Origin of the sequence: Streptomyces sp. NBC_00310, from assembly GCF_036208085.1 — a bacterium.
Lineage (GTDB): Bacteria > Actinomycetota > Actinomycetes > Streptomycetales > Streptomycetaceae > Streptomyces.
This window is the reverse complement of sequence record NZ_CP130714.1, coordinates 7731052-7755525: the sequence shown is the minus strand read 5'-3', so window position 1 is coordinate 7755525 and position 24474 is coordinate 7731052. Positions and strand designations below refer to the sequence as shown.

Annotated in this window: 19 protein-coding genes; 14 read left to right on the top strand and 5 right to left on the bottom strand. The window is 72.8% G+C overall.

The window, feature by feature from the left end; all coding sequences use genetic code 11:
* The first annotated feature begins 119 nt into the window (after window positions 1–119).
* The 5 genes from gcvH to OG202_RS34045 all read left to right on the top strand — a co-directional run bounded on the left by gcvH (window position 120) and on the right by OG202_RS34045 (window position 5041).
* Complete coding sequence (gene gcvH, locus OG202_RS34065) at window positions 120–497, top strand: glycine cleavage system protein GcvH (RefSeq protein ID WP_327727723.1); 378 nt, start codon at window positions 120–122, stop codon at window positions 495–497.
* A gap of 18 nt (window positions 498–515) precedes the next feature.
* The gene (gene glyA, locus OG202_RS34060) at window positions 516–1781 is read left to right on the top strand and encodes a serine hydroxymethyltransferase (protein WP_327727724.1); all 1266 of its coding nucleotides are present in this window, start codon (window positions 516–518) and stop codon (window positions 1779–1781) included.
* Between the two features lie 110 nt (window positions 1782–1891).
* Entirely contained in the window at window positions 1892–3259 is a 1368-nt protein-coding gene (locus OG202_RS34055) for an L-serine ammonia-lyase (protein WP_327727725.1), read from the top strand.
* Window positions 3260–3521: 262 nt separating this feature from the next.
* Complete coding sequence (locus tag OG202_RS34050) at window positions 3522–4142, top strand: type IV toxin-antitoxin system AbiEi family antitoxin domain-containing protein (protein WP_327727726.1); 621 nt, start codon at window positions 3522–3524, stop codon at window positions 4140–4142.
* On the top strand, window positions 4142–5041 hold the full coding sequence (locus OG202_RS34045) for a nucleotidyl transferase AbiEii/AbiGii toxin family protein (RefSeq protein WP_327727727.1): 900 nt from the start codon (window positions 4142–4144) through the stop codon (window positions 5039–5041). The genes OG202_RS34050 and OG202_RS34045 overlap by 1 nt, the downstream gene beginning before the upstream one ends.
* Before the next feature lie 293 nt (window positions 5042–5334).
* Here the strand turns inward: OG202_RS34045 and OG202_RS34040 are convergent, their stop codons facing one another.
* Complete coding sequence (locus OG202_RS34040) at window positions 5335–8562, bottom strand: AAA family ATPase (RefSeq protein ID WP_328224064.1); 3228 nt, start codon at window positions 8560–8562, stop codon at window positions 5335–5337.
* A gap of 309 nt (window positions 8563–8871) precedes the next feature.
* Between OG202_RS34040 and OG202_RS34035 the strand changes: the two genes are divergently transcribed.
* The 3 genes from OG202_RS34035 (at window position 8872) to OG202_RS34025 (ending at window position 12417) form a co-directional block, all read left to right on the top strand.
* Entirely contained in the window at window positions 8872–9561 is a 690-nt protein-coding gene (locus OG202_RS34035; RefSeq protein ID WP_326577164.1) for a helix-turn-helix transcriptional regulator, read from the top strand.
* Window positions 9562–9694: 133 nt separating this feature from the next.
* Complete coding sequence (locus tag OG202_RS34030) at window positions 9695–10351, top strand: DUF4255 domain-containing protein (protein WP_327727729.1); 657 nt, start codon at window positions 9695–9697, stop codon at window positions 10349–10351.
* Window positions 10348–12417, top strand: coding sequence for an ATP-binding protein (locus OG202_RS34025; protein WP_327727730.1), 2070 nt, complete (start codon window positions 10348–10350; stop codon window positions 12415–12417). Before OG202_RS34030 ends, OG202_RS34025 begins: the two co-directional genes overlap by 4 nt.
* A gap of 79 nt (window positions 12418–12496) precedes the next feature.
* On the opposite strand, the gene OG202_RS34020 is transcribed toward OG202_RS34025, so the two are convergent.
* From OG202_RS34020 to OG202_RS34010, 3 genes are all read right to left on the bottom strand, one after another.
* Window positions 12497–13894: a ricin-type beta-trefoil lectin domain protein gene (locus OG202_RS34020; protein WP_327727731.1), complete on the bottom strand. Its 1398-nt coding sequence runs from the start codon at window positions 13892–13894 to the stop codon at window positions 12497–12499.
* Window positions 13895–13896: 2 nt separating this feature from the next.
* On the bottom strand, window positions 13897–15336 hold the full coding sequence (locus OG202_RS34015; protein WP_327727732.1) for an RICIN domain-containing protein: 1440 nt from the start codon (window positions 15334–15336) through the stop codon (window positions 13897–13899).
* 108 nt (window positions 15337–15444) lie between these two features.
* Window positions 15445–16902, bottom strand: a complete 1458-nt coding sequence (locus OG202_RS34010; RefSeq protein ID WP_328224063.1) for a hydrolase — start codon at window positions 16900–16902, stop codon at window positions 15445–15447.
* Between the two features lie 268 nt (window positions 16903–17170).
* Between OG202_RS34010 and OG202_RS34005 the strand changes: the two genes are divergently transcribed.
* From OG202_RS34005 to OG202_RS33990, 4 genes are all read left to right on the top strand, one after another.
* Window positions 17171–18748 carry a phage tail sheath family protein gene (locus OG202_RS34005; protein ID WP_326577175.1) on the top strand — a complete coding sequence of 526 codons (1578 nt, stop codon included), beginning with the start codon at window positions 17171–17173 and terminating at the stop codon, window positions 18746–18748.
* Between the two features lie 71 nt (window positions 18749–18819).
* Window positions 18820–19263 (top strand): phage tail protein, encoded by a 444-nt coding sequence (locus OG202_RS34000; protein ID WP_033526822.1) that lies wholly within the window; start codon window positions 18820–18822, stop codon window positions 19261–19263.
* Window positions 19263–19835: a hypothetical protein gene (locus tag OG202_RS33995; RefSeq protein ID WP_328224062.1), complete on the top strand. Its 573-nt coding sequence runs from the start codon at window positions 19263–19265 to the stop codon at window positions 19833–19835. Before OG202_RS34000 ends, OG202_RS33995 begins: the two co-directional genes overlap by 1 nt.
* Window positions 19832–19990, top strand: coding sequence for a DUF6760 family protein (locus OG202_RS33990; protein ID WP_193241757.1), 159 nt, complete (start codon window positions 19832–19834; stop codon window positions 19988–19990). The genes OG202_RS33995 and OG202_RS33990 overlap by 4 nt, the downstream gene beginning before the upstream one ends.
* 428 nt (window positions 19991–20418) lie before the next feature.
* Here OG202_RS33990 and OG202_RS33985 read toward each other — a convergent pair whose 3' ends face one another.
* Entirely contained in the window at window positions 20419–21078 is a 660-nt protein-coding gene (locus OG202_RS33985) for a hypothetical protein (RefSeq protein WP_328224061.1), read from the bottom strand.
* Here OG202_RS33985 and OG202_RS33980 point away from each other — a divergent pair.
* Together OG202_RS33980 and OG202_RS33975 are read left to right on the top strand one after the other, a co-directional pair.
* Window positions 21062–23956, top strand: a complete 2895-nt coding sequence (locus OG202_RS33980) for a hypothetical protein (RefSeq protein WP_328224060.1) — start codon at window positions 21062–21064, stop codon at window positions 23954–23956. The genes OG202_RS33985 and OG202_RS33980 overlap by 17 nt on opposite strands.
* An 89-nt stretch (window positions 23957–24045) precedes the next feature.
* Window positions 24046–24471: a phage tail protein gene (locus OG202_RS33975; protein WP_037695699.1), complete on the top strand. Its 426-nt coding sequence runs from the start codon at window positions 24046–24048 to the stop codon at window positions 24469–24471.
* The last annotated feature ends 3 nt before the right edge of the window (window positions 24472–24474 follow it).

The following is a 24474-nucleotide window of genomic DNA, read 5'->3' as shown; positions in this document are numbered from 1 at the left end:
CCGGAAGCGGCACCCGTGCGGAGCCCGAGCGTGACACTGGGCACATCCGCGCTGCTCAACAGCGGTTTCAGCTGTCCCCCATTCATCACCACTCCCCCGCGTACAGGAGAATTCAGGCCATGAGCAACCCCCAGCAGCTGCGCTACAGCAAGGAGCACGAGTGGCTGTCGGGCGCCGAGGACGGCGTCTCGACGGTCGGCATCACGGAGTTCGCGGCGAACGCGCTCGGCGATGTCGTCTACGCCCAGCTCCCCGAGGTGGGCTCCACGGTGACCGCGGGCGAGACCTGCGGCGAACTGGAGTCCACGAAGTCGGTCAGCGACCTGTACTCGCCGGTCTCCGGTGAGATCACCGAGATCAACGAGGACGTCGTCAGCGACCCGTCACTGGTGAACACCGCCCCGTTCGAGGGCGGATGGCTCTTCAAGGTACGTGTCGCGCAGGAGCCGGACGATCTGCTCTCCGCCGACGAGTACGTCGCCCACACCGCCGGCTGAGAAGACGAGGTCGTACGCATGTCGCTGCTGAACACGCCCCTGCACGAGCTGGACCCGGAGGTCGCCGCGGCCGTCGACGCCGAGCTGCACCGCCAGCAGTCCACCCTGGAGATGATCGCCTCGGAGAACTTCGCTCCCGTCGCGGTCATGGAGGCCCAGGGCACGGTCCTCACCAACAAGTACGCCGAGGGCTACCCCGGCCGCCGCTACTACGGCGGCTGCGAACACGTCGACGTCACCGAACAGATCGCCATCGACCGCGTCAAGGACCTCTTCGGCGCCGAGTACGCCAACGTCCAGCCCCACTCCGGCGCCTCCGCCAACCAGGCCGCCCTCTTCGCCCTGGCCCAGCCCGGCGACACCATCCTCGGCCTGGACCTCGCCCACGGCGGCCACCTCACCCACGGCATGCGCCTGAACTTCTCCGGCAAGCAGTTCAACGTCGTCGCCTACCACGTCGACACCGCCACCGGCCTCGTCGACATGGCCGAACTGGAGAAGCTCGCCAAGGAGCACCGGCCGAAGGTGATCATCGCGGGCTGGTCGGCGTACCCGCGTCAGCTGGACTTCGCCGAGTTCCGCCGGATCGCCGACGAGGTCGGGGCGTATCTGTGGGTGGACATGGCGCACTTCGCGGGCCTGGTCGCCGCCGGGCTGCACCCCAACCCCGTCGAGCACGCGGACGTGGTCACGTCCACCACGCACAAGACGCTCGGCGGTCCGCGCGGCGGGATCATCCTCGCCAAGAAGGAGTTCGCGAAGAAGCTGAACTCCTCCGTCTTCCCCGGCTTCCAGGGCGGCCCCCTGGAGCACGTGATCGCCGCGAAGGCGGTGTCCTTCAAGGTCGCTGCCTCGGAGGACTTCAAGGAGCGCCAGCGCCGCACCGTCGAAGGCGCGCGGATCCTCGCCGAGCGGCTGACGGCCCCGGACGCGCGTGAGGCCGGCGTGGACGTCCTGTCCGGCGGCACCGACGTGCACCTGATCCTGGTCGACCTGCGCGCCTCCGAGCTGGACGGGCAGCAGGCCGAGGACCGCCTCCACGAGGTCGGCATCACCGTCAACCGCAACGCGGTCCCCAACGACCCCCGCCCGCCCATGGTCACCTCCGGCCTGCGCATCGGCACCCCCGCCCTGGCCACCCGCGGCTTCACGGCCGAGGACTTCACCGAGGTCGCCGACGTCATCGCCGAGGCGCTGAAGCCGTCCTACGAGGCCGAAGTCCTCAGGACCCGGGTCAAGGCCCTCGCGGACAAGCACCCGCTGTACCCGGGGCTGGGGAAGTAACCCGGGCTTCACCGGTACGTAGTCCCGCTTCTCCGGGGCACCGCGCACACTGGGCAGTGAGCGCGGTGCCCCACCCCCCGCACCACCCTCCCCCGTTCTGAGGAGTCACCGTGGCCATCTCGGTCTTCGACCTGTTCTCGATCGGCATCGGCCCGTCCAGCTCCCACACGGTCGGCCCGATGCGGGCCGCCCGGATGTTCGCCCGCCGACTGCGCAACGAGGAACTGCTCGCGGGCGTCGCCTCGGTGCGCGTCGAGCTGTACGGCTCCCTGGGCGCGACCGGTCACGGCCACGGCACCCCCAAGGCCGTCCTCCTGGGCCTGGAGGGCGCCTCACCGCGCACGGTGGACGTCGAGTCGGCCGACGACCGGGTGGAGGCGATCAGGGAATCGGGCCGCATCCGCCTGCTCGGCGACCACGAGATCCCCTTCGCCTTCGACGAGGACCTGGTCCTGCACCGCCGTGAGACGCTGCCCTACCACGCCAACGGCATGACGATCTGGGCGTACGACGCGGACGGCGCCGAACTCCTGTCGAAGACGTACTACTCCGTCGGCGGCGGCTTCGTCGTCGACGAGGACGCGGTCGGCGCGGACCGCATCAAACTCGACGACACGCCCCTCAAGTACCCCTTCCGCACGGGCGACGAGCTGCTCCGGGTGGCCAAGGAGACGGGCCTGTCGATCTCCGCGCTGATGCTGGAGAACGAGCGCGCCTGGCGCACCGAGGACGAGATCCGCTCCGGCCTCCTCGACATCTGGCGCGTGATGCAGGCCTGCGTCTCACGCGGCATGACCCGCGAGGGCATCCTCCCCGGTGGCCTGCGCGTACGCCGCCGCGCGTCCATGTCGGCCCGCCAACTCCGGGCGGAGGGCGACCCGCTGGCCCGCTCCATGGAGTGGATCACCCTCTACGCGATGGCCGTGAACGAGGAGAACGCCGCCGGCGGCCGCGTCGTCACGGCCCCCACCAACGGCGCGGCCGGCATCATCCCCGCCGTCCTGCACTACTACATCAACTTCGTGCCGGGCGCGGACGAGGACGGCGTGGTCCGCTTCCTCCTGGCCGCCGGCGCCATCGGCATGCTCTTCAAGGAGAACGCCTCCATCTCCGGCGCCGAGGTCGGCTGTCAGGGCGAGGTCGGCTCCGCCTGCTCGATGGCCGCAGGCGCCCTCGCCGAAGTCCTCGGCGGCAGCCCCGAACAGGTCGAGAACGCCGCCGAGATCGGCATGGAACACAACCTCGGCCTCACCTGCGACCCCGTCGGCGGCCTCGTGCAGATCCCCTGCATCGAACGCAACGGCATGGCCGCGGTGAAGGCCGTCACGGCGGCCAGGATGGCCATGCGCGGCGACGGCTCCCACAAGGTGTCCCTCGACAAGGTCATCAAGACCATGAAGGAGACCGGCGCCGACATGAGCGTCAAGTACAAGGAGACGGCGCGGGGCGGTCTCGCGGTGAACATCATCGAGTGCTGAGGGGATGGGCCCTGACCGGCGTGTTCGTTTCTTTCGGCGCTGTCGGGGCCTTCTCTGCTCACCCGGCGGAAAGTCCCCGGAATGCCCCCTGGGACAGGTGTGAAAGTCGGCGAAAAGCCCCCGGGAAATCCCATGGAATGGGCGCCTGACCTGGGGGTTCGTGGCACCCTCGACCACTGTTCCGATGCGCCCTGACCGCCGACCATCGCCAGAATGTATCAAATCGATCCCCTAAGCCCACTTGAGGGGTACTATTGGATACATGAGTGCTGCGGAGAACTCGCGTTCGCGCCTGGAGCAGCGGCTGACCGGCCTCTCTCCCACGTTCACGACGGCGCAGGCACGTCAGGCCCTGCTCTCCCCCCGCGATCTGGCGTCCTTGGTCGCGAAGGGGGACATAGACGAACTGTCCCGTGGGGTGTACCGACAGGCAGACGCACCAGAGACCGCGCACGCAGATCTGCTGGCCGTGTGCACGCGGGCTCCACGCGCCGCCGTGTGCGGCGAGTCCGCCCTGGCCCTGCATGAACTGATCGACGACATCCCCGCAGCAGTGCACATCGCCGTGCCGCGCGGTACTCGCCGCCCCACGATTTCCTACCCGCCGACCGTGGTGGCGCAGTACGCCTCGAAGACCTTCGCCCTCGGCATCGAACGGTTCGAAGCAGCTCCAGGAGAGACCGTCCCCGTGTACAACGCAGCCCGCTGCGTCGTCGACGCGATGCGCCACCGCAGCCGCATCGGCGAGACCCTCGCGCTCTCCGCACTCGGCCGCTATCTGCGCCGGAGCGGCCGTGGCGGGGTCAGCGAACTCCAGGACATCGCACGCGAGTTGGGCGCTCTCTCTGTCGTCCGCCCCGCCGTGGAGGCGGTGCTCGCCTGATGGCCAACCCCACACGCGACACCACCGCCGGCCGCGTCTACAACGACCTTCGCAACCTGGCCCGCCGCAACAGCCGGTCCACGGACGAGGTCATGGTCGATTACGTCCTCGAACGGTTCCTCTACCGCATGGCCGCATCACCCCTTGGGTGCGACCACTTCGTCCTCAAGGGCGGCTTGCTGCTGGCCCAGTTCGGCGCGCGTCGGATGACCCGCGACATCGACATCCTCGGCCGCTCGTTCCCAGGCAACGAGGCCGAGATCATCCGCAGGATCGCCGGCATCGCCGCCACCGGGATCGACGACGGAGTGACATTCGACCCCGCGACGCTCAAGACCGTCCCCATCCGCGAGGAGGACGAGTACCACGGACTGCGTCTGTCCATGGCCGCATCCATCGCCCGGGCCCGGCTCAAGCTCCAGTTGGACGTCAGCTTCGGCGACCCTGTCACCCCCGGCCCCCGGATCATCGACTACCCGCAGCAGCTCACGACGGAGAGCTTCCAGATCCTCGGCTACCCCCTCGCAACCGTCATCGCCGAGAAACTCTCCACCGCCGTCTCACTCGGCGACCTCAACACCCGCGACCGCGACTACGGCGACCTCTACCGCCTGCTCACCCTCAACGACCTCGACGGCCAAGAACTCACCACGGCATTGACCGCCACCGCCACACACCGCGGCATCGCCCTGAAACCCCTCAGCACCGCGATCACCGACCTCGGCGAGCGTCGCCAGACCTCCTACACCGCCTGGCGCCGCCGGCAAGGCCCCGCCGCAACCGGCTACCCCGACCGCTTCACCGACGTCGTCCGGCAGGTCACCGCCTTCGCAGACACTCTCCTCAACGGTGACGCCACCACCCGCACATGGAATGCAGCGACCCTCACATGGTCATGAGCCAGTACGAGGAGACGGCCCGGGGCGGGCTCGCGGTGAACATCATCGAGTGCTGAGCGCCCCTTCAGGGGCTGTCCGCCTCACTGGTCCCCGGTGGGGACAGGAGGCCGTCGGCAAGGGTGCTCGGCGGGGGTCCGCGACGGGGTGGGCGTGCAAGGCGGGGGCGAGCAGGTCGGGTGCGTTCGGGGCGGGTTGGCGTCGTCCTGGGTGGCGGCCACCCGGAGGAAGCCGGTCTCGACGGGACGTAGGTCCGCGGTCACGTCGTACACCGGACCGTGTGACGCGGGTGGCGGTCAGGCGTTCTCCTCGGTGTGCGCGAGGGCCGCGCCCAGTTCTGACCTGCGGCGGATGCCGAGCTTGCGGTAGGTGCTGGTCAGGTGGGTCTCGACGGTGCGGCGGGCGAGGTGCAGGAGTTGGGCTATCTCGGTGTTCGTGCGGTTCTGCGCGGCGAGTTCGGCGATGCGGCGCTCGCCCGCGGTGAGGGCGGAGGGGCCGGTCAGGGCCGCCGCGGGGCGGCGGGCGCCGCCCTCGCGCAGGGCTGATTCCGCGACCGCGCGGAGGCGGAGCGCGCCCAGGCGTTCGGCGCGTTCGGCCGCCTCGCGGAAGGCGTCACGGGCCCGCGCCCGCTCCCCGGCGGAGGCGAGCCCCCGCCCCTGCGCCACGAGCGCCGGTATCAGCTCCGTCTCGACCGGCGCACCGCCCGGCGCCACGGTCCGGCCTCCGGCCGGTGCCGGGGTCCGGCTTCCGCCCGGTGCCGGGGTCCGGCCTCCGGCCGATGCCGGAGTCCGGCCTCCGCCCGGTGCTTCTGCCGAGGCCCAGCCGTCGATCGACGGTGTCGTGGACGCTCCGCCCGCGGGCCGGCCGTTCACGGCCCTCGCGGGGCCGGTGTCCGGCGTCCAGCGGCCCACGGCCCTCGCGGGACCTTCGCCCAGCGTCCAGCCGTGCACCGCCGTCGCCGTCGCACGTGATCCGCCTTGTGTCCAGCCGCCCTTGGCCGGCCCGGGGCCGCCCACCCCCGCCACGGTGGACCCGCCCGGCGTGGGACTTCCCGTCGCCGTGGGCCCGGCGATACCGCCCAGTGCCACGACGGCGGCCCCGGCGGTCCCCGTGGCCTCCTCCGGCGTGCCGTCGACGCCCTGGCGCAGCACCCTTACCGCCCGGTCGCCCAGCTCCAGGCCCCGGCGTCCGCCCGTCGCCGTGCCCAGGGCGGACAGAGCGCGGCCGAGGACGCGGGGGGTGTTCCAGATGGCGGCGAGGCCGAGTTCCTGTTCGGCCAGGGCGAGGGCCTCGTGAGGGCGGCCGAGGGCGAGGTGGCATGCGGCGGCGGCGGTGCGCCAGGGGGTGACGACGGGGCTGGCGACGTCGCGGGCGCACTGGCGGCGGCCGCACTCCAGGAAGTCGTCCAGGGCGGCCGCGGGGTCGCCGGTGGCGGCGCGCAGGAGGCCTCGGGCGTAGAGGAAGCGGTTCAACTCCCAGGAGTCGTGGGCGTGTTGGACCTCGAAGGCGTCTGCGAGGCGGGCGGCCTCCTCCGTGCGGCCGGTCTCCACGAGGGCGATGACCGCGTGGGCCAGCGCGTTGGCGGACTCGGGGCGGCCGGCGACCGCGCGCGCGACCTCGGGGTCGGCGAGGACCTCCTCGTGGGCGCCGCGTGCGGCGGTGATGTCGATGCGGACGTTGAGGAGGGCCAGGTGCATGGGGTGCAGGAGGGAGGTGCGCTGGCCGCTGAGGCCTCGGCGGACGAGTCGTTCGGCCTCGTCGAGCTGGTCGGCCCACTGGGCGACGGCGGCGGCGGTGCCCAGCAGGAAGACCTCGGCCGACGGGTCGGACGGCTGGGAGAGGAGGGCCCGGATGCGGTGCATGGCCGAGGCCGCCGAGGTCAGGCCCGCGGTGGCCTCGTAGCGCACGAGGAGGGCCTGTCCCGCGGTGCCGACCAGGTGGGGTGAGCGCTCGGCGGTCTCGCGCAGCCAGCGGTAGACCTCCTGCCGTACGCCCTGGTCGTGGTCGGAGAGCAGCGCGGAGGCGGTCTGGACGGTGCGGATCAGGTCCGGGTGGCCCGTCAGGTGCTCGTCGCGCAGTCCGCGCAGCACGTCGACGGCGGCGCGGGCCTCGCCGCGGCGGGCCAGGGCCGTGCCCAGGGCGACCGCCGCGTGGACGCGTTCCCGGGGCGGGCCGGGCAGCCGCATCGCCTCGGCGAGCCGGGGTATGCCGGCGGTGGACCGTACGGTGGCGTACTCCAGGGAGCCCAGTTCGGTGAGGACCACGGTGCGGCGGGCGGCCGGCATCGGCTCGTCCAGGGCGCGGCGGAGGTAGGCGAGGGCGTCGTCGCTGCGGTCCTCGCGGACGGCGAGGTCGGCGGCGTCGAGCAGGGCTCCGGTCGCCCAGGCCTCGCCGACGGGGCCGCAGCGCAGCAGTTGTCCCGCGACGGCCTCGGCGTGGTCGCCGCGGTGCAGCATCGCCTCGGCGGCCCGGCGGTGGGCGGCCTGCCGGTCGGCGCCGGCCCAGCCGCCCAGCACGGCGTCCCGCAGCAGCGGGTGGGCGTAGCGGGGCCGGCCCTCGGGGTCGGGGCGCAGCAGGCCGAGGCAGGTCATCGCGGTGAGCCAGCCGGGTACGCGGGCGGGGTCGGCGTCGGCCGTGCGGGCGAGCAGGTCGGCGTCGGCCGGTACGGGGGCGGCCTCGTCGTCCAGCGCGGCGAGCGCGCGGGCGACCTCGGTGGTCGCGGGCCCCGCGCTGTCCAGCCACCAGGACACCGCGGCGGCGTAGGTGCCCGAGTAGAGCGCGGCGCAGGTGTCCGGGAGGGCAGCGGGGAAGGCCTCGGGGCCGGCGTTGTGGAGGTCTGCGAGCAGGGCGCGCAGCAACAGCGGGTTGCCCGCGCCCGCCCGTAAGCAGGCGTCGACCCGCTCCGGCGGGGCACCGCCGTGGACGGAACGGACCAGCCGTGCGGCGGCGTCCGGGCTCAGCGGGGCCAGGGTGCGGGTGTGCACGAGGGCAGGGGAGAGGGCGTGCGCGAGGCCGTCCGCCGGGCGGTCGATGTCGTACTGGCTGCGCTCGGTGACCACCAGGAGCACCGGCAGCCGGTCGATGCGGCGGACGGCCTCGACGAGCCAGCGGCGGGACGGGGCGTCGGCGAAGTGCGCGTCGTCGACGGCGACGAGCAGCGGGGACTCGGCCGCGTAGGAGCTCAGCAGGCGCCACAGGCGCGCGGACCTGCCCCGGTGCGGCGGGGTGCCCGGCGGGTCCGGCTCCTCGCCGGCGGCCTGGTCGAACTCCGGTCCGTGGGCGAGGAGTTGGAATACGGTGTCGAACGGCACGGAGGAGTGCTCGGGCGAGCAGCGGGCACGCAGGACACGCATGCCGTTCGCCGCCGCGTGGTCGGCGGCGGCCTCCAGGAGTGCGGTGCGGCCGGTGCCGGTGGCGCCCCGGAGCAGCACCAGACGGCCGGAGCCGCCCCGGGCGCGGGCGGCCTCGGCGGTCAGCAACTCCAGGGGCTCACGGCGTTCGAGAAGCGGTTCCGGCGCGCACATCGCTGTCTCCTGTCGTGGACTGTCGTGGACTGTCGTTTTCCGCTTCCGTAGACGGGGCATGGCCCGTCTGGGTGCACCGTTCGCCGGCGGTCGGCGTGAAAGCGCCGTGGCCGGTCCCGTGGTCGGTCCGGTGGCCGGTCCCGCGGTCGGTCCGGTGGTCGGTCCGGTGGTCGGTCCCGCGGTGAATCTCGTGGTGTGTCTCGTGGTCCTCCACGATTGCGCAGCGCACACGACACACAGAAGGGTGAATCGAGCCCATCGGCCACTCCCCTCGCAGGAGCGGCGTTTTCGTGCATACGGGAGAAACGGTTGCGCAGCACATTCCGGACCGCGGACACGGCGGCGGCCACGGCCACGGCCGAGCCCCAGGAGCCCCGGCGCCGTATCCCCGTCGTGGTCCACACCCTCGACCCGCTCTCCCGCGCCGGAGTGCTCAGCCAGCTGCGCGGGCACCCGGTGATCGACCTGGTGGACGACGCCGAGGTACGGCCGGGCACCGTGGCCGTGCTGGTCGGTGACACACCGGACGAGCCGCTGCTCTCCGCGCTGCGCCGACTGGTGCGCAGCGAGGGGGCACGCGCGGTCCTGGTGGTGAGCCTGATCCGCGAGACCGAGCTGCTCGATGTCATCGAGTGCGGGGTCGGGGCCATCGTCTGGCGGCACGAGGCCACCGCGCACCGGCTGGCGCAGGCGGTGCTCGCGGCCTCGCGCGGGGACGGCGACCTGCCCGCCGATCTGCTCGGCCGGCTGATCAACCAGGTGGGGACACTGCAGCGTTCCGTGGCCGGACGCACCGGGGCGCCGCTGTCCGGCCTGGTGCCGCGGGAGATCGACGTCCTCCGGCTCGTCGCCGAGGGGATGGACACCGGCGAGATCGCGAGCAAGCTCTCCTACTCCGAACGCACCGTCAAGAACGTGATGCACGGGCTCACCACCCGGCTGCATCTCCGCAACCGGGCGCACGCGGTGGCCTATGCCCTCCGGGAAGGCTACATCTGATCGAACGGGCAGACCCAACGGGCCACTTGGGCACCACACTCTGCCCGCTCGACGTCCCCGGCACATCTGCGCATACGGCGTCCCCGACGGGCAGGATCGGCGGACAGGCACACGACACAGCAGGAGCACGACCGTGATCCACGAGGTGGACGAGGTCCTCAAGGGACTGATCGGCGGTGGTGCCCTGGCCGGCTCCGGCATCGACGTCTCCTTCGAGGCCCCGACCCGCGACTGGGCGGCCCGGCGCAACGCGACCGCCGTCAACACCTATCTGTACGACATCCGGGAGGACGTCTCCCGCCGCCAGCGCGGCCACATGCCCGTCCGCGACGCGCGGGACATCGTCGTACGCCGTCGGCAGCCGCCCCGCTGGTTCCGGCTGTCGTACCTGGTCACCGCCTGGACGAAACAGCCCCAGGACGAACACCGGCTGCTCTCGGCGGTGCTGGCCAACCTGCTGACGCGTGAGCTGCTGCCCCCGGGCGAACTCCCGGGCGCGCTCGGCGCGCTGGGCCTGTCCGTGCCGGTCTCGGTGGCGGGACTGCACACCGAGTCCCGGTCCCTCGCCGAGATCTGGTCCGCGCTGGGCGGCGAGCTGAAGCCGTCCCTCGACCTCGTGGTCACCGCCCCCTTCCCGGCCTTCCCCGAGTACGACGCCGGTCCCCCGGTCACCGAGGGCGCGGCGATCCGCGTACGCGGCATCGACGGCTCCCTGGACGGCTCGGAGGAACGCGCCCACCGGCCGGGGCAGTTGGCGTCCGCTCCGCACACCGGGGAACAACAGCGGTGACCACGCACGCCTCCCCCGGCTCGCCGTCGGCGCCCACCACCGACGCGCTCCTCCTCCGGCTGGCCCGACTGCGCGAACGGGTCGCCGAGTTGGTGGCCGAGCGCGGTGCCGGTGACCCGACGGCGAACGACCCGTTGCGCGGGCTGTACCTGTCCGAGGAGGGCGTACGGCATCTGCTGGGGCCGTCGGCGCAGGCGTACGCCCCCGTGTTCGAGAGCGGCGAGGACGCGGACGGGGGCCCGGCCCCGGACGGTCCGCTGGAGCGGCTCGCGGGGCGGCTCGGGCTCACCGAACTGGACACGCGGATCCTGCTGATCGCCGTGGCGCCCGATCTGGACCGCTCCTACGAGCAGTTGTACGGCTATCTGAACGACGACGTCAGCAGGCGTCGGGCCACCGTCGGGCTCGCGCTGGATCTGTGCGGGCTGCCCGTGCATCTCGCGCGGGCGCGGGCCCGGTTCCTGCCTTCGGCGCCGCTGAGCGCGCTCGGGCTGCTGACCGTCGAGGACCCCGAACGCCCCTTCCTCGGGCGGGCGTTGCGGGTGCCGGACCGGCTGGTCGCCCATCTGCTCGGCGACGACACGCTGGACGCGGCGCTGGTCGGCCATGTCCGTCCGCTCACGTCGCCGTCGCCCTCGTCCGTCGTGTCCTCCTCGTCCGTCGTGTCCTCCTCGTCCGTGGAGGACGGCGGGTTCACCGCCAGGCTGGCCGCCCGCCTGGCCGCCGCCCCGGTCACCGTCCATCTGCGGGAGCGCCGCGAGGGCGACGGCCTGGTGCGCGCCGGGGCCGCCCTGCGCACGGCGGGGGTGGAGGCCCTGCACTTCACGCCCCCGCCGGCCGAGAACGAGCTGTCCGCGCTCCTCCCCCCACTGCTGCGCGAGGCCCGGCTGCGCGGCTGCGCGGTCGTGGTGTCGCCGCTGCCGGAGCGACCGGGGCCGCTCGTGCGGGCGTTGACGGCGGCCGACGTGTCCGTGCTGTTCGCGGGGGAACAGCCGTACGACCCGCAGTGGTGCGACCGTGATCCGCTGGTCCTCGACGTGCCCCGGCCGCCCTCGGGCGCGGTGGACGCCTGGGCGGCGGCGCTCGGCGCCGGAGCGGACGGGCCGGGGTTCGACCTGGCGGCCACGGTCGCCCCGTACCGGCTCGGCGGGGACCGGATCGAGCGGGCGGCCCGCGCGGCGGTGGACCTCGCGGCGTTCGACGGCACCCCCGTGACCGCCGACCACCTGCGCCTGGCCGCGCGGCTGCAGTCCGCCTCCGGGCTGGAGCGGCACGCCCGCCGGATCCGCCCCGACGTCGGCTGGGGCGACCTCGTCCTGCCCGACAAGCCCCTGGCCCAGCTGCGGGAACTCGCCCTGCGTGCGCGGCATCGCGACCGTGTGCTCGGCGACTGGCGGCTGAGCGCCGGAGGCGGCCGGGGCCGTGGGGTCCTCGGACTCTTCGCGGGCGAGTCGGGCACCGGCAAGACGCTGTCGGCGGAGGTCGTGGCCGCCGAGCTCGGCCTGGACCTCTATGTGGTGCAGCTCTCCTCGATCGTCGACAAGTATGTGGGCGAGACCGAGAAGAACCTCGAACGGATCTTCACCGAGGCCGACCGCACGGACGCCGTGCTGCTCTTCGACGAGGCGGACGCCGTGTTCGGCAAGCGCTCGGAGGTCAAGGACTCCCACGACAAGCACGCCAACATGGAGAGCGCCTATCTGCTCCAGCGTCTCGAGTCCTTCGACGGCATCGCCGTGCTGACCACCAATCTGCGGGCCAACATCGACGAGGCGTTCACCCGGCGGCTGGATCTGGTGGTCGACTTCCCGTTCCCGGACACCGCCCAGCGGCTGGCCCTGTGGCGGCACAGCCTCGCCGCGGTGCCCGGCGCGGACGACACCGACCCGGCGGCGGTCGCCCGCGACTTCGAGCTGGCCGGCGGTTCCATCCGCAGCGCGGTCGTCACCGCCGCCTACGCCGCCGCCGGGCGCGCCGGCCCGGTCACCACGGCCGACCTGCGGGAGGGCGCGGAGCGCGAGTACCGCAAGGCCGGGCGGCTGGTGCCGGGCGAGGGCAACTGGTAGCGGGCGCGGCATCCGGCGGGAGTCGCCCCGGTGAGGACGGCGGGAGCGCCCCCGAGGGTGGCGCGCCCGCCGGACGGGACTACTTCACGCGCCACTTCTGGTTGGGCGTGCCCGCGCACGTCCACAGCTGGAGCTTGGCGCCGTTGCCGGTGGCGTTGTCCTTCACGTCGACGCACTTGTCGGCCTGCGGGTTGACCAGGTCACCGGCGGTGCTCAGCACGAACTGCTGGGCGGGGTTGCCGCTGCACCTGGCCAGCTGGATGACGGCGCCGTCGTCCCGGGAGCCCCACGCGACGTCCATGCACAGCCCGAGGGAGCGGACGGTGCCGTCGCCCCGGAAGTCCCACTTCTGGTTGGCGGTACCGGCGCAGTCCCAGATCTGGAGCGGGGTGCCGTCCTTGCCCTTGCCGTTCTCCGCGTCCGTGACGTCGACGCAGCGGTTCGAACCCTTGCCGATGATCAGGAATCCCTTGGCGGCGGCCGGTTTCCTGGTCGTGGCCTTCGGTTCCGGTTCCTTGTCGGCCCCGGACCCCGAGCCGCCGGAGCCGGAGCCGGAGCCCGCACCGGAACCGGATGTCGAGCCCGGGTCCTCGGGCTGCTCCTCCTCCTGCTGAGGAGCCTCGGGCGTCTCCGAGGGCAGCGGCGCCGCGGAGATGCTCGGCGCCGGAGCCATCGCGGACGGGCTGGCGCTCGGCAGGGCCGTCGTCCCGGCCTCCTGGAGCTCGGTCGCGGCGCTGACGACCTTGGGCTGGTAGGCGAGCCAGAGAGTGACGAAGGTGATGGCCAGCGCCAGGAAGATCCCCATGCAGGTGGCGAGCCAGCCCGGCAGGAACCCCCGCTGGACATAGGTGCCGTCGACGGACTGCGGCGCGACGCCCGCCCGCTGGACGGCGAGCGCGTAGGGTCTCTCCTCCTTGGAGCCGAACCAGATGACCTGTCTCGGCTTCAGCGTGGCCTTCACGAACGCGGCCCGACCGGGCTCGATCTGCACGTTGCCCGGATGGATGTCGTACGACAGCTGGTCGCCGTTGTCGCTGCCGCTGACGGCGGCGGTGACCTTCGTGTTGCCGAGGTTGTCGATGGCGAGCTTGGGCCGCCCCCGGAACCGCCCCTTCACCGTCGGCGGGACGAGTTCCGCCCGCACCTCGGTGAACGGGGTGATCGTCAGGTTCCCCTCGGGGACGGTCGTCGCCTCCGGGTGCTGGGTCGGCGTGATCCGTACGGCGTACGGGTGCGGGCCCGCCGTCGCGTCGGGGGTGCGCGGCGGCGAGAACGTCAGTTCCACCGTCCCCGTGGTCCCCGGGTAGAGCCGTAAGGTCTGCGGCTCCACGGTGGTCCACGGCGCGACATCGCCTACGGGCTCGAAGCGGTACTCGTCGACGACGTCACCGGTGTTGCGCAGCCGCAGCCGTACGGTCGTGCCGGCCCCCGGGTCCACGGTCGTGGAGGCGGGTTCGAGGGAAGTCCAAAGGCTCATGGTCAGGCCCCCGCGCCAGGAACGATCTGCCATTCCTGGTCGTCGGTGACGGTGCAGTGGAAGAGCATCAAGGTCACCTCGTTCCGTGTGTCTTCGTTGCCCGCGATTTCGAGGCACCTGTTCTTGCTCGCGAAGTTGCGGATCCAGTAGCCGCCGCTCTGCTGCGGGTCGAGCCACCACAACTGGTTGTCGCTGGTCGTGCCGTCACAGGTGAACTCCGTGATCTTCGTGTGGATCGGGTTCTCTCCGTAGTTCGGCAGGTCCATGCAGAGCTGGTCCTTGGCGTTGCGGATCTGGAAGAGATCACTGCCGTCGGGCGCCTTCTTCTCGGCCTTCACCTCCAGGTGCCAGAGCTGGTTGTCCGCCGTGCTGTCGTCGCAGGTGAACTGCTGGACCCGGCCGTCTCTCCGCCCGTTGCCCTCGCCGGGGACGTCGGCGCACAGCTTGGTGGCGAGGTTGCGCAGGAGGATGTTGCGGGCGGGCAGCACGCTCTCGGCCTTCTCCTCGGCCGGCTCGGTCGGCTCGGCGGGCGCGCCACCGCCACCGCTGCCGCCACCGCCGTCGTCGTCGTCCGCCTTCTCGGACGGGGGGGCTTCCTCCGGCTCCGGCGTCGGCTCCGGCTGCGCGGACTCCAGCGGTTGCGGCGAGGCCGAGGGCGGCAGCGTGCTGACAGCGGCCTCCCGGAGTTCCGTGGCCGCACTGATCACCTTGGGCTGGTAGGCGAGCCACAGCGTCAGGAAGGTGATCGCCAGCGCCAGGAAGATCCCCATGCAGGTGGCGAGCCAGCCCGGCAGGAAGCTGCGCTGGACATAGGTGCCCTCGACGTCGACCGGCATCACGCCCGACCGCTTCACCGCCAGGGTGTAGGGCCGCTCCTCCTTGGACCCGAACCAGCTGATCTGGCGCGGCTTCAATGTGGCCTTCACGAACGCGGCCCGACCGGGCTCGATCTGCACATTGCTCGGGTGGATGTCGTACGACAGCTGATCGCCGTTGTCGCTGCCACTGACCGACGCGGTCACCTTCGTGTTGCCCAGGTTGTCCACGGCGAGCTTGGGCCGCCCGCGGAACCGCCCCTTCACCGTCGGCGGCACCAGCTCCGCCCGCACCTCCGTGAACGGAGTGATCGTCAGATTCCCCTCGGGAACCGTCGTCGCCTCCGGATGCTCCGTCGGCATGATCCGCACCGCATACGCGTTCGGCCCCGCCGTCGCGTCCGGGGTGCGCGGCGGCGCGAACGTCAGCTCCACCGACCCCGTCGTCCCCGGATACAACCGGAGCGTCTGCGGCTCCACGGTCGTCCACGGAGCCACCTCACCCACCGGCTCGAAGCGGTACTCGTCCACCACGTCACCGGTATTGCGCAGACGCAGCCGCACCGTCGTACTGCTCCCCGGGTCCACGGTCGCGGAGGCGGGTTCGAGAGAAGTCCAAAGGCTCACAGAGGGACGCTACGCGGCGGTCGTCCTCAGGTCAGGAGCCGCCGGGGCAGGCCCGGCTGCCCCGGCGGCCACCGAAGCCGTCCCAACGGCCTTGCCCCAACGGCCTTGTCACACGGTGAACTTGACGGCTTCGAGCCAGATGCCGTTGTCGAGGGTGCCGCCGAAGATGTAGTGCTCTCCCTCGCCCGGCTTGTCGCAGGCCAGGTTCTGCCAGCCCCGGTCCTTCTGGTGGACCGACTGACAGACCCCCCGGCCGCCGTTGTCGACGTTGATGGTGAAGCCCAGCATGTCCGGGGCGCCCGCCTTGGAGCTGCCGAAGTAGTTGTCGAAGCCGTCCTTCGCGTTCGACCAGGGCTTCCCGTTGTAGTGGCCCTGGCCGTTGGTGGAGTCGGGGTTGTGGACGAACGCGGCACTCGCCGTGCCGTTGACGCCGGACACCGCGATGTTGAGGGCCTTGAGCGACCTGCCCTGGCCCACCGTGCCGGCCGTGTCGCCGTCGCATTCGGGGGCCGTCCAGCCCTTGCCCGTCACGAAGGCGCGGTAGCAGATGTGCCGGCCGCCCGGGTCCGCGGCGGCCAGCTGCCGCACGGCGGTCGCGGCCGTGGGCGCGGCCTTCTTCTTCTCCTCGGAGCCACCGCCGGAGCCGCCACCACCGTCGCCGCCGCTCGCGCTCCCGCTGTCGCTCTCCGTCTCCGTCACCTGCGGAGGTGCCGAGGACGCGGGAGGCGCGGAGGGCGTGGGCGGCGGAGGGGTCGACACCGGCGCCGAGGGGCTGGGCGGCGGCACCGTGCTGACGGCGGTCTCCTGGAGCTCTGTGGCGGCGCTGATCACCTTGGGCTGGTAGGCGAGCCACAGCGTCAGGAAGGTGATCGCCAGCGCCAGGAAGATCCCCATGCAGGTGGCGAGCCAGCCCGGCAGGAAGCTGCGCTGTACGTAGGTGCCCTCGACGTCGAGCGGTGTCACCCCCGACCGCTTCACCGCGAAGGCGTACGGCCGCTCCTCCTTGGACCCGAACCAGATGATCTGGCGCGGCTTCAGCGTGGCCTTCACGAACGCCGCGCGCCCCGGCTCGATCTGCACATTGCTCGGATGGATGTCGTACGACAGCTGGTCACCGTTGTCGCTGCCGCTGACCGACGCGGTCACCTTCGTGTTGCCCAGGTTGTCCACGGCGAGCTTGGGCCGCCCCCGGAACCGCCCCTTCACCGTCGGCGGCACCAGCTCCGCCCGCACCTCCGTGAACGGGGTGATCGTCAGGTTTCCCTCGGGAACGGTCGCCGCCTCCGGATGCTCCGTCGGCATGATCCGCACCGCATACGCGTTCGGCCCCGCCGTCGCGTCCGGGGTGCGCGGCGGCGCGAACGTCAGCTCCACCGACCCCGTCGTCCCCGGATACAGCCGCAGCGTCTGCGGCTCCACGGTCGTCCACGGAGCCACCTCGCCCACCGGCTCGAAGCGGTACTCGTCCACCACGTCACCGGTGTTGCGCAGACGCAGTCGCACCGTCGTACTGCTCCCCGGGTCCACAGTCGTGGAGGCGGGTTCGAGGGAAGTCCAAAGGCTCACGTCAGGACGCTACCGGGAGAGCGGAAGCCCGGTCAGGAGGAGAAGGTGCACGGTCTCACTGCCCGAAAGGGCACCGTGCGCGGGCACGGGGGCCGCCGCCGCCGGGCGGGCGTGCGCGGGCCGCCGGGGAGCGTCCGCGCCGATCGGCCGGACTGCCCCTGGGGGCAACGAGGATGCCCCCGATCAGGTACCGGAGGACGTTTCGGGTGACGCGCTTCGCGCGTGAGGGTGAGAGGCGACCTGTCTCGTACCCCAAGGAGAGCAGAGCATGCCGTCCTACCTGTCGCCGGGCGTCTACGTCGAGGAGGTGGCCAGCGGCTCGCGTCCCATCGAGGGTGTGGGCACCTCGGTGGCCGCCTTCGTCGGCCTGGCCCCGACCGGTCCGCTGAACGAGCCGACCCTGGTGACCAACTGGTCCCAGTACGTCGCCGCCTTCGGCGAGTTCACCGACGGCTACTACCTCGCGCACTCGGTGTACGGGTTCTTCAACAACGGCGGCAGCGCCGCGTACGTCGTGCGGGTCGGCGGCACGGACCAGGGCGGCGCGTCCGCCGGCGGCCCGGCCGCCGTGACGGGGTCCGCCGCGCCGGCCGCGCTGCCCCCGGGCGAGCCGAAGCAGCTGGGCACGTTCAGCGTGACCGCCATCGCGGGCGGTTCGCTCAGCGTCGAGGTCGCCGACCCCGAGGGCGAGGGCCCGGCCGAGCGGTTCAGGCTGATCGTCAAGGACGGCGACAAGGCCGTGGAGACGTTCGACGTGACCGCCAAGAAGGGCGGCCGCAACTACGTCGTCACCCAGGTCAAGGAGCGCTCCAAGCTCATCACGGTCCAGGAGACGGCGCCGGCCGCGCAGCTCGCGCGCCCCGACAACCAGACCGTGGCCCTGGCGGCGCCCGCCGCCCCGGCCGCCGTCACGCCCGCCGCGACGGACGACGGCCACCCCGGCCCGGCCGAGTACCTCGGCGACTCCGCCGACCGCACCGGCTTCGGCGGCCTGGAGGCCGTGGACGAGATCTCCATGGTCGCCGTGCCCGACCTGATGGCCGCCTACCAGCGCGGCGCGATCGACCTGGAGGCCGTCAAGGCGGTCCAGCTCGGTCTGATCGCGCACTGCGAGCTGATGGGCGACCGGGTCGCCGTCATCGACCCGCCGCCCGGCCTCAACGCCCGTCAGATCCGGGTATGGCGCCAGGAGACCGCCGGGTACGACTCCAAGTACGCGGCCCTCTACTACCCCTGGATCAAGGTCTTCGACCCGGCCAGCGGCCAGTCCCGGGTCATCCCGCCGAGCGGCCACGTCGCCGGCGTCTGGGCCCGCAACGACTTCGAGCGCGGGGTGCACAAGGCGCCCGCCAACGAGGTCGTACGCGGCGCGGTCGACCTGGAGCTCCAGATCACCCGCGGCGAGCAGGACCTGTTGAACCCCATCGGCGTCAACTGCATCCGCGCCTTCCCGGGCCGCGGCATCCGCGTCTGGGGCGCCCGCACCATGTCCTCCGACCCGGCCTGGCGCTACCTCAACATCCGCCGGTACTTCAACTACCTTGAGGAGTCGATCCTGATCGGCACCCAGTGGGTGGTGTTCGAGCCGAACGACCACGCGCTGTGGGCCCGGATCCGGCGCAACGTCTCCGCGTTCCTGGTCAACGAGTGGCGCCAGGGCGCCCTGTTCGGCCAGCGGCCCGAGGACGCGTACTACGTCAAGTGCGACGACGAGACCAACCCGCCGGAGTCGGTCGACCTCGGCCGGGTGATCTGCGAGATCGGCATCGCCCCGGTCAAGCCCGCCGAGTTCGTGATCTTCCGGCTGGCCCAGTTCTCCAGCGGCAACGGGGAGCTGGAGGAGTAGCACGCGGTGCCCTCCCCGCTCCCAGCCCTCGCACGCCCCACCTCAAGACCCCCTAGAAGGACAGAGAACAGATGAGTCTCGCGCCGGGTGACGCCCTTACCTCACACAATTTCGGCCTGCAGATCGACGGGGTGATGGTCGAGTACCTCGCGGAGGTCAGCGGCCTCACCCTCGAACAGGACGTCATCACGTACCAGCAGAACTCCGCCCAGGGGCGGCCCGAGGTCAACCTTCTGCCCGGTGTGCAGAAGAACGGGCAGTGCACCGTGGTCCGCGGTATGACCCAGTCGGCCGCGTTCAACACGTGGATCAACGACTCCATCAACGGTCAGATGGGCTCGGCCCGCAAGAACGCGTCCATCATCATGATGGATTATCAGAACAATCCGGTGAAGCGGTACAACATGCGCAACGCCTGGTGCAGCAAGATCGACGCGAGCACCCTCAAGGCCGGCGAGGCGTCCGCGCTCACCGAGACCGTGACCATCGTCTTCGAAGAACTGGTCATCGAGTAATGCGGCGTACGGCTGGCAGGGCGGGCGCGGGCGCGGGCGCGGGCTCGATCGTGGACGTCCCGGGTACGGAGCCGGGCGCGGGCATGGGCGCGGAGGCGGCTCCGGCCGCGTCCGCTTCCGCCTTCGCCCCCGTCTCCGCGTCCGCTCCCGCTCCTGCTCCCGCGCCGGCTCCGGCTCCGGCCGTCGCGCCGGTGGCGCAGCGGCTGCGGACGGAGTTCCCGTTCGAGCTGCCTCGCGGTTACGTCGACGAGGCGGGGAACGTCCACCGGGAGGGCGTGATGCGTCTCGCCACCGCCCGGGACGAGTTGATCCCGCTCCGCGACGTCCGCGTGCAGGAGAACCCGGCGTACCTGTCGGTCGTGCTGCTCGGCCGGGTCATCACCCGGCTGGGCAACCTGCCGATGGTCCACGACGGGATCGTGGAGAACATGTTCGCGTCCGACCTCGCGTTCCTGCAGGACTTCTACCGGCAGGTCAACGCGGAGGGCCACACCCGTGCGGCTGTGGAGTGCCCCCACTGCTCCGAGCCCTTCGAGGTCGAACTCGGCGGGAGCCGCCTGGGGGAATCGTGACGTACGCGACCGACCGGCTGCACGAGGAGATCGCGTACGTCGCCTACCACTTCCACTGGAGCTTCGAGGAGATCCTCGACCTCGAACACCACGACCGCCGCCGCTACACCGAACAGATCGCGTCCCTCGTGACACGGGGCGGGTCGGAGGGCTGACACGTGGGCTTCTTGGATCGCCTACGGGCCGCCGCCGGTCCGGCGGGGCGCCGGCGTGGGGTTGACGGGGTTGGCTCGGGTGAGGAGAGCCGCCCGGGGGGCGGGGCGAGCTCCCTTGCTGGGGCGGACTCCCCTGGGGTGGGCTCCCCTAGCGGGGTGGGCTCCCCTGATGGGGCCAACTCCCGTAGCGGGGTGGGCTCCCGTAGTGGGGTCGGCTCTGTCGGCGGAGATGGTTCGGTTGGCGGGGATGGCTCTGTGGGTGGAACGGCTTCGGCCGGCGGGGCGACTTCGGCCCACGGGGCGGCTTCAGCCCACGGGGCGGCTTCAGCCCACGGGGCGGCTTCAGCCCACGGGGCGACGCGGGCCGGTGGGGCGAATCCGGCCGCCGGCGGCGTCTCCGTCGGTGGCTGGGAGGGGCTCGCTCCGATTCAGCGGGCCACCGGGGGGCGGGCCGTCGTCGCGGACGCCGGGTTCAGCGGGCGGTTGAGCACCTGGCAGAACCCGTCCTTCACCGGGACCTTGTCCCATGCCGTCCTGCCCGGAGCACCAGGCGGGCTCGTCAGGGACGTCCTCACCACGTCGGCGGCACCCGTCGCCGGACTCGAACTGCCCTCGCGCACGCTGCCGGTGGCGAACGACGAGCCGGTGGCCCCCGCCGACATGCCCAGTGCTGCACGGCCTGTGCAGCGCGCGCCGCACCAGGTCACACCGTCTCGCCCGACCGGCCCCCGGGTGACTCCCGTACCGCCCCGCGCCGCCCGTCCGACCCCGTTGACCCAGGCCCCGACCGCGCCCGTCGTCCAGCGACGGACCCTGCCGACGGCACGACCGCAGACTTCCGGGACCGGTGGGATGTCGGGGGGTACGGCTCCGGGGAGTGCCTCATCCGGGCACGCGGCGCCGGGCGCCTCCTCGTCCGGGCAGATGTCGTCAGGCCCTTCCTCGTCCGGGCACACCACGGCAGGCGGTGCTTCGGCCGGGCATACGGCGTCGGGCGGTGGCGCCCCGTCCGGGCACCCGGCCTCCGGCAGTGCCTCGCCGCAGCGTTCGGCGTCGGGCGGCACCACATCGGTGCGTACGGCGTCCAAGCCTGGTGCGACGGGCTCGGCCGACTCGGGTGCGAGTCCGGTCGTCGCGTCCGGTGGCCCGCGTGGGGCGACGACGCCTGCCGCAGCGGCTGTTGGCGCCGACTCGCCGGGCGGCGGCTTCCCCGACGCTGCTCCGGCCTCCGGCCACGCAGCGGCTGACCCCGGTCGCGCGGGGCTCGGCATCCAGCGTGCGACGACGGGCTCCGGCGACACGGCAACGGGTTCCGGCCGAACGGGAGAGAACTCCGGCCGAACGGCAACAGGTCCCGGCCGTACGGCAGTCGGCCGCGCCGGGACGGCAACCGACCCCGGCAGGACGGGCAACGACACCGGGAACAGCCCCGCCGCCCCCGGACACGCCGAGGTCGGCATCCAGCGGGCAGCGACCGGGTCCAGCTCTTCGGCCGCCAACGCCGCCGCGACGGCCACCGGCTCCGCCGGAGCACCGGGCGGGCGCAGCGGAACGGGCACCGCCTCCGGGAGCGCCCCCGCCACCCACGGACCCGGCGAGGCCGGCATCCAGCGGACGACGGCCGAAACCAACCCCACGACAGCCAACGCCGACGCGAACGTCACCGGCACCACCTGGACCGCGACCAGCCCTCCCGGGACGGGCACCCACCCCGGGAGTACCCCCGCCACCCCCGGGCCCGGCGAGGCCGGCATCCAGCGAGCGGCGACCGGAGCCAGCCCCACGACAGCCAACGCCGGCGCGACGGCCACCGGCTCCGCCGGAGCACCGGGCGGCCCCGGCGGCGCACCGGCCGGCCCGAGCGACGCGGCGGCCAACGCCCCACGGTCCGGGGCCGGTCTCGGCAACACAGCGGGCGACGCAGCCGGGACGACGACAGGTCGCGGAGCCACACCCAGTGGCCCCGCCACGCGGGCGACCGCCCCCGGCAACCCGGCGGCCGGCATCCAGCGCGCGGCGATCAACCCCAGCGGCACGCGGAACAGCCCCGCCACCACCCCCGGCAGCACCAACGCCGTCGGCTCCGACCTCACTTCCGGTACGACCACCCACACCGGCACCGGCCTCAACTCCGGCTCGGGCACCGGCACCGGCACCGGCACGACCGTGGGCAGCCCCAGCCCCAGGCGTACCGCAACCGGCCCCTCCGGCGGAGCCGTCGACGTCCAACGGACGACGAACGGTCCCAGCCGTACGTCAGCCGCGTCCGCCGGTGCCCCGGCCAAACCCTCCGCGACGCCGACCCGCCCCAGCGGCGCACCCTCCAGCACCGGTGATGCCGTGACCGGCGTCCAGAGAGCCACCTCCGGCCCCAGCGGCGCACCGACCGCCGCCCCCGGCTCGGCCTCCAGCCCCGTCGGTACGGCGGCCGGCTCCAGTGGTACGCCCACCGGCAGCGCAGCCGTCACCGTCCAACGGGCGCAGTCCGACACCGGTGGCACGGCCCCCACGCCAACGGCCAACACCGACAACCCCTCGCCCGGCACCGGCACCGGCACCGGCACCCAAGCCACCCCCTCCGTCGGCCCGTCCCACGGCACCCCTGTCCTCCAGCGGACCGCAACCGGCCCCAGCAGCCCCACACCCCCGGTCGCCCCGCCCCCGGCACCCGCCACCCCGAACTCGCCCGCGCCCGGCCCGATCGGCCCCACCCCGGGCACCCACCTCCTCCAGCGGAGCACTGTCGGCAGCGCACGGCGCACAGGCCTAGGCGCCCCCCTCTCCGGCCCTGTCCCGGCCGCCGCCGCGACCACTCCTCCGCCGTCGTTCCCCTCCCCGCAGCCGACCGGACCGACCACTCCCACACCCCCGGCCCCGGCCCCGGCCCCGATCTCGGCAGACCGCGCCCACGCCGCGACCACCAACCCGACCGCCCCCCGTCAGCGCCCCCTGCTCGGCGCCCCCCTCTCCACCCCGCCCCAGGACGCGAAGCCCCTCTCCGGGCGCGGCGCTCCCGGCGGTACACGCTCCACCGGCCCCTCTCCCGTATCTCCCGTACAGCGAGCGACAACGGCGCACCTGGGAACCGCGCACCGCGCACCGGCAGCCCCGGCCGTCGCCCCGCTGACCCCCACGGTCCACGGCCGGCGCCCTGAAGGGGCGCAAGGGGCGCAAGGGGCGCGGGGAACCGCGCGACCGGCCACACCCGGCCCTCGACCGCCCCACACCCCGGCCCGGCACAGCCTGGCCCCGCACACCCCTGAACGATCAAGCTCTGCCCCAGCACCGGCGGCGACGGAAGCCCAGCCCTCTCGGCCCGCGCCCACCCCCACCCCCGTACGCCCCCTCACCCCCACCCGCGCCCTCACCTCGGCCCTGCCCACCACGACACCGCCCCCCGCCCTCCAGCGTCAGGCGACGTCGGCCGCCGTACCCCTGCGCCGCCCGTCGTCCCCCGGCACCGGCCCCGCCGTGCAGCGCCTCGCGGCGGACAAGCCCGCCCCTCTGTCCCGTACCGCGCTCCCCCTGGCCGTGGCCCCCGTGACGCCCTCGCAGGCCCCGCGGAAGCCGAGCCCGCTCCCCGCCCGAGCAGTAGCCCAGCGCCAGGCCCTCACCACCCCCGTACCCGCACCCCTCATCCCACCGGCACCGGCACCCACACCCACCGCACCCGCACCCGCACCCATCCAGCGAGCCCCCGGCATCCCCCTTCGCCCCACCCCGGCCACCACGACCTCGGCCGTCTCACCCGTCACGGCGACCGCACGCCCCCCGCGTACCTCGTCGGCCTCGACACCCCCCGAGAACGCCGAGCCCTCCAAGGCCCAGTTCGACCCCCGTTCCCTCACCGACTTCCAGCTCGACGAGCTGACGCACAAGCTCATCGGCCGGATCACCCGCCTCGTCCGCACCGAACTACGTCTCGACCGCGAGCGCGTAGGGAAACTCCGCGACCCCCGCCACTGACCCACATCGGCCCCGGCCAACCGACCCGTCCGCCCCGTACCCGCTCCACCCGCACCACCCGACCCCTGTCCGCAGAAAGGCCCTCCCCGATGCCCCGCGATCTCGACCCGGGCTCCACCATCTTCTTCACCCTGACGATCGACGGCGAGAGCCTCGGTTACTTCAACGGGTGTGAGGGGCTGTCCTCGACGGTGGAGATCGAGCACCGCCAGGAGGGCGGGAACAACGGGTTCGTCTGGCAGTTCCCGTCACGTGTGACGTTCTCGAACATCCGGCTGACGAGGCCGCTGACGCCGGACACGGCGAAGGTCGCGGCGTGGATCTCGTCCGTGGCGACCGGTGTGAAGCGTCCGACGGCCCAGATCGCGGCACTGCGCGCGGACGGCTCGGAGGTGGCGCACTGGGGGCTGATCGACGTCCTGCCGGTGAGCTGGCAGGGGCCGTCCCTGGACCCGGCGAACCCGAGCGTGGCGACCGAGGTCCTGGAGATCACGCACCACGGATTCACGGACTGAGGG

Coding starts and splice junctions, on each gene's coding strand:
- OG202_RS33975 (WP_037695699.1), top strand. CDS start 24,046: ATGCCCCGCGATCTCGACCCGGGCTCCACCATCTTCTTCACCCTGACG.
- OG202_RS34050 (WP_327727726.1), top strand. CDS start 3,522: ATGAGTGCTGCGGAGAACTCGCGTTCGCGCCTGGAGCAGCGGCTGACC.
- OG202_RS34005 (WP_326577175.1), top strand. CDS start 17,171: ATGCCGTCCTACCTGTCGCCGGGCGTCTACGTCGAGGAGGTGGCCAGC.
- OG202_RS33995 (WP_328224062.1), top strand. CDS start 19,263: ATGCGGCGTACGGCTGGCAGGGCGGGCGCGGGCGCGGGCGCGGGCTCG.
- gcvH (WP_327727723.1), top strand. CDS start 120: ATGAGCAACCCCCAGCAGCTGCGCTACAGCAAGGAGCACGAGTGGCTG.
- OG202_RS34020 (WP_327727731.1), bottom strand. CDS start 13,894: ATGAGCCTTTGGACTTCCCTCGAACCCGCCTCCACGACCGTGGACCCG.
- OG202_RS34000 (WP_033526822.1), top strand. CDS start 18,820: ATGAGTCTCGCGCCGGGTGACGCCCTTACCTCACACAATTTCGGCCTG.
- OG202_RS34040 (WP_328224064.1), bottom strand. CDS start 8,562: ATGTGCGCGCCGGAACCGCTTCTCGAACGCCGTGAGCCCCTGGAGTTG.
- OG202_RS34045 (WP_327727727.1), top strand. CDS start 4,142: ATGGCCAACCCCACACGCGACACCACCGCCGGCCGCGTCTACAACGAC.
- glyA (WP_327727724.1), top strand. CDS start 516: ATGTCGCTGCTGAACACGCCCCTGCACGAGCTGGACCCGGAGGTCGCC.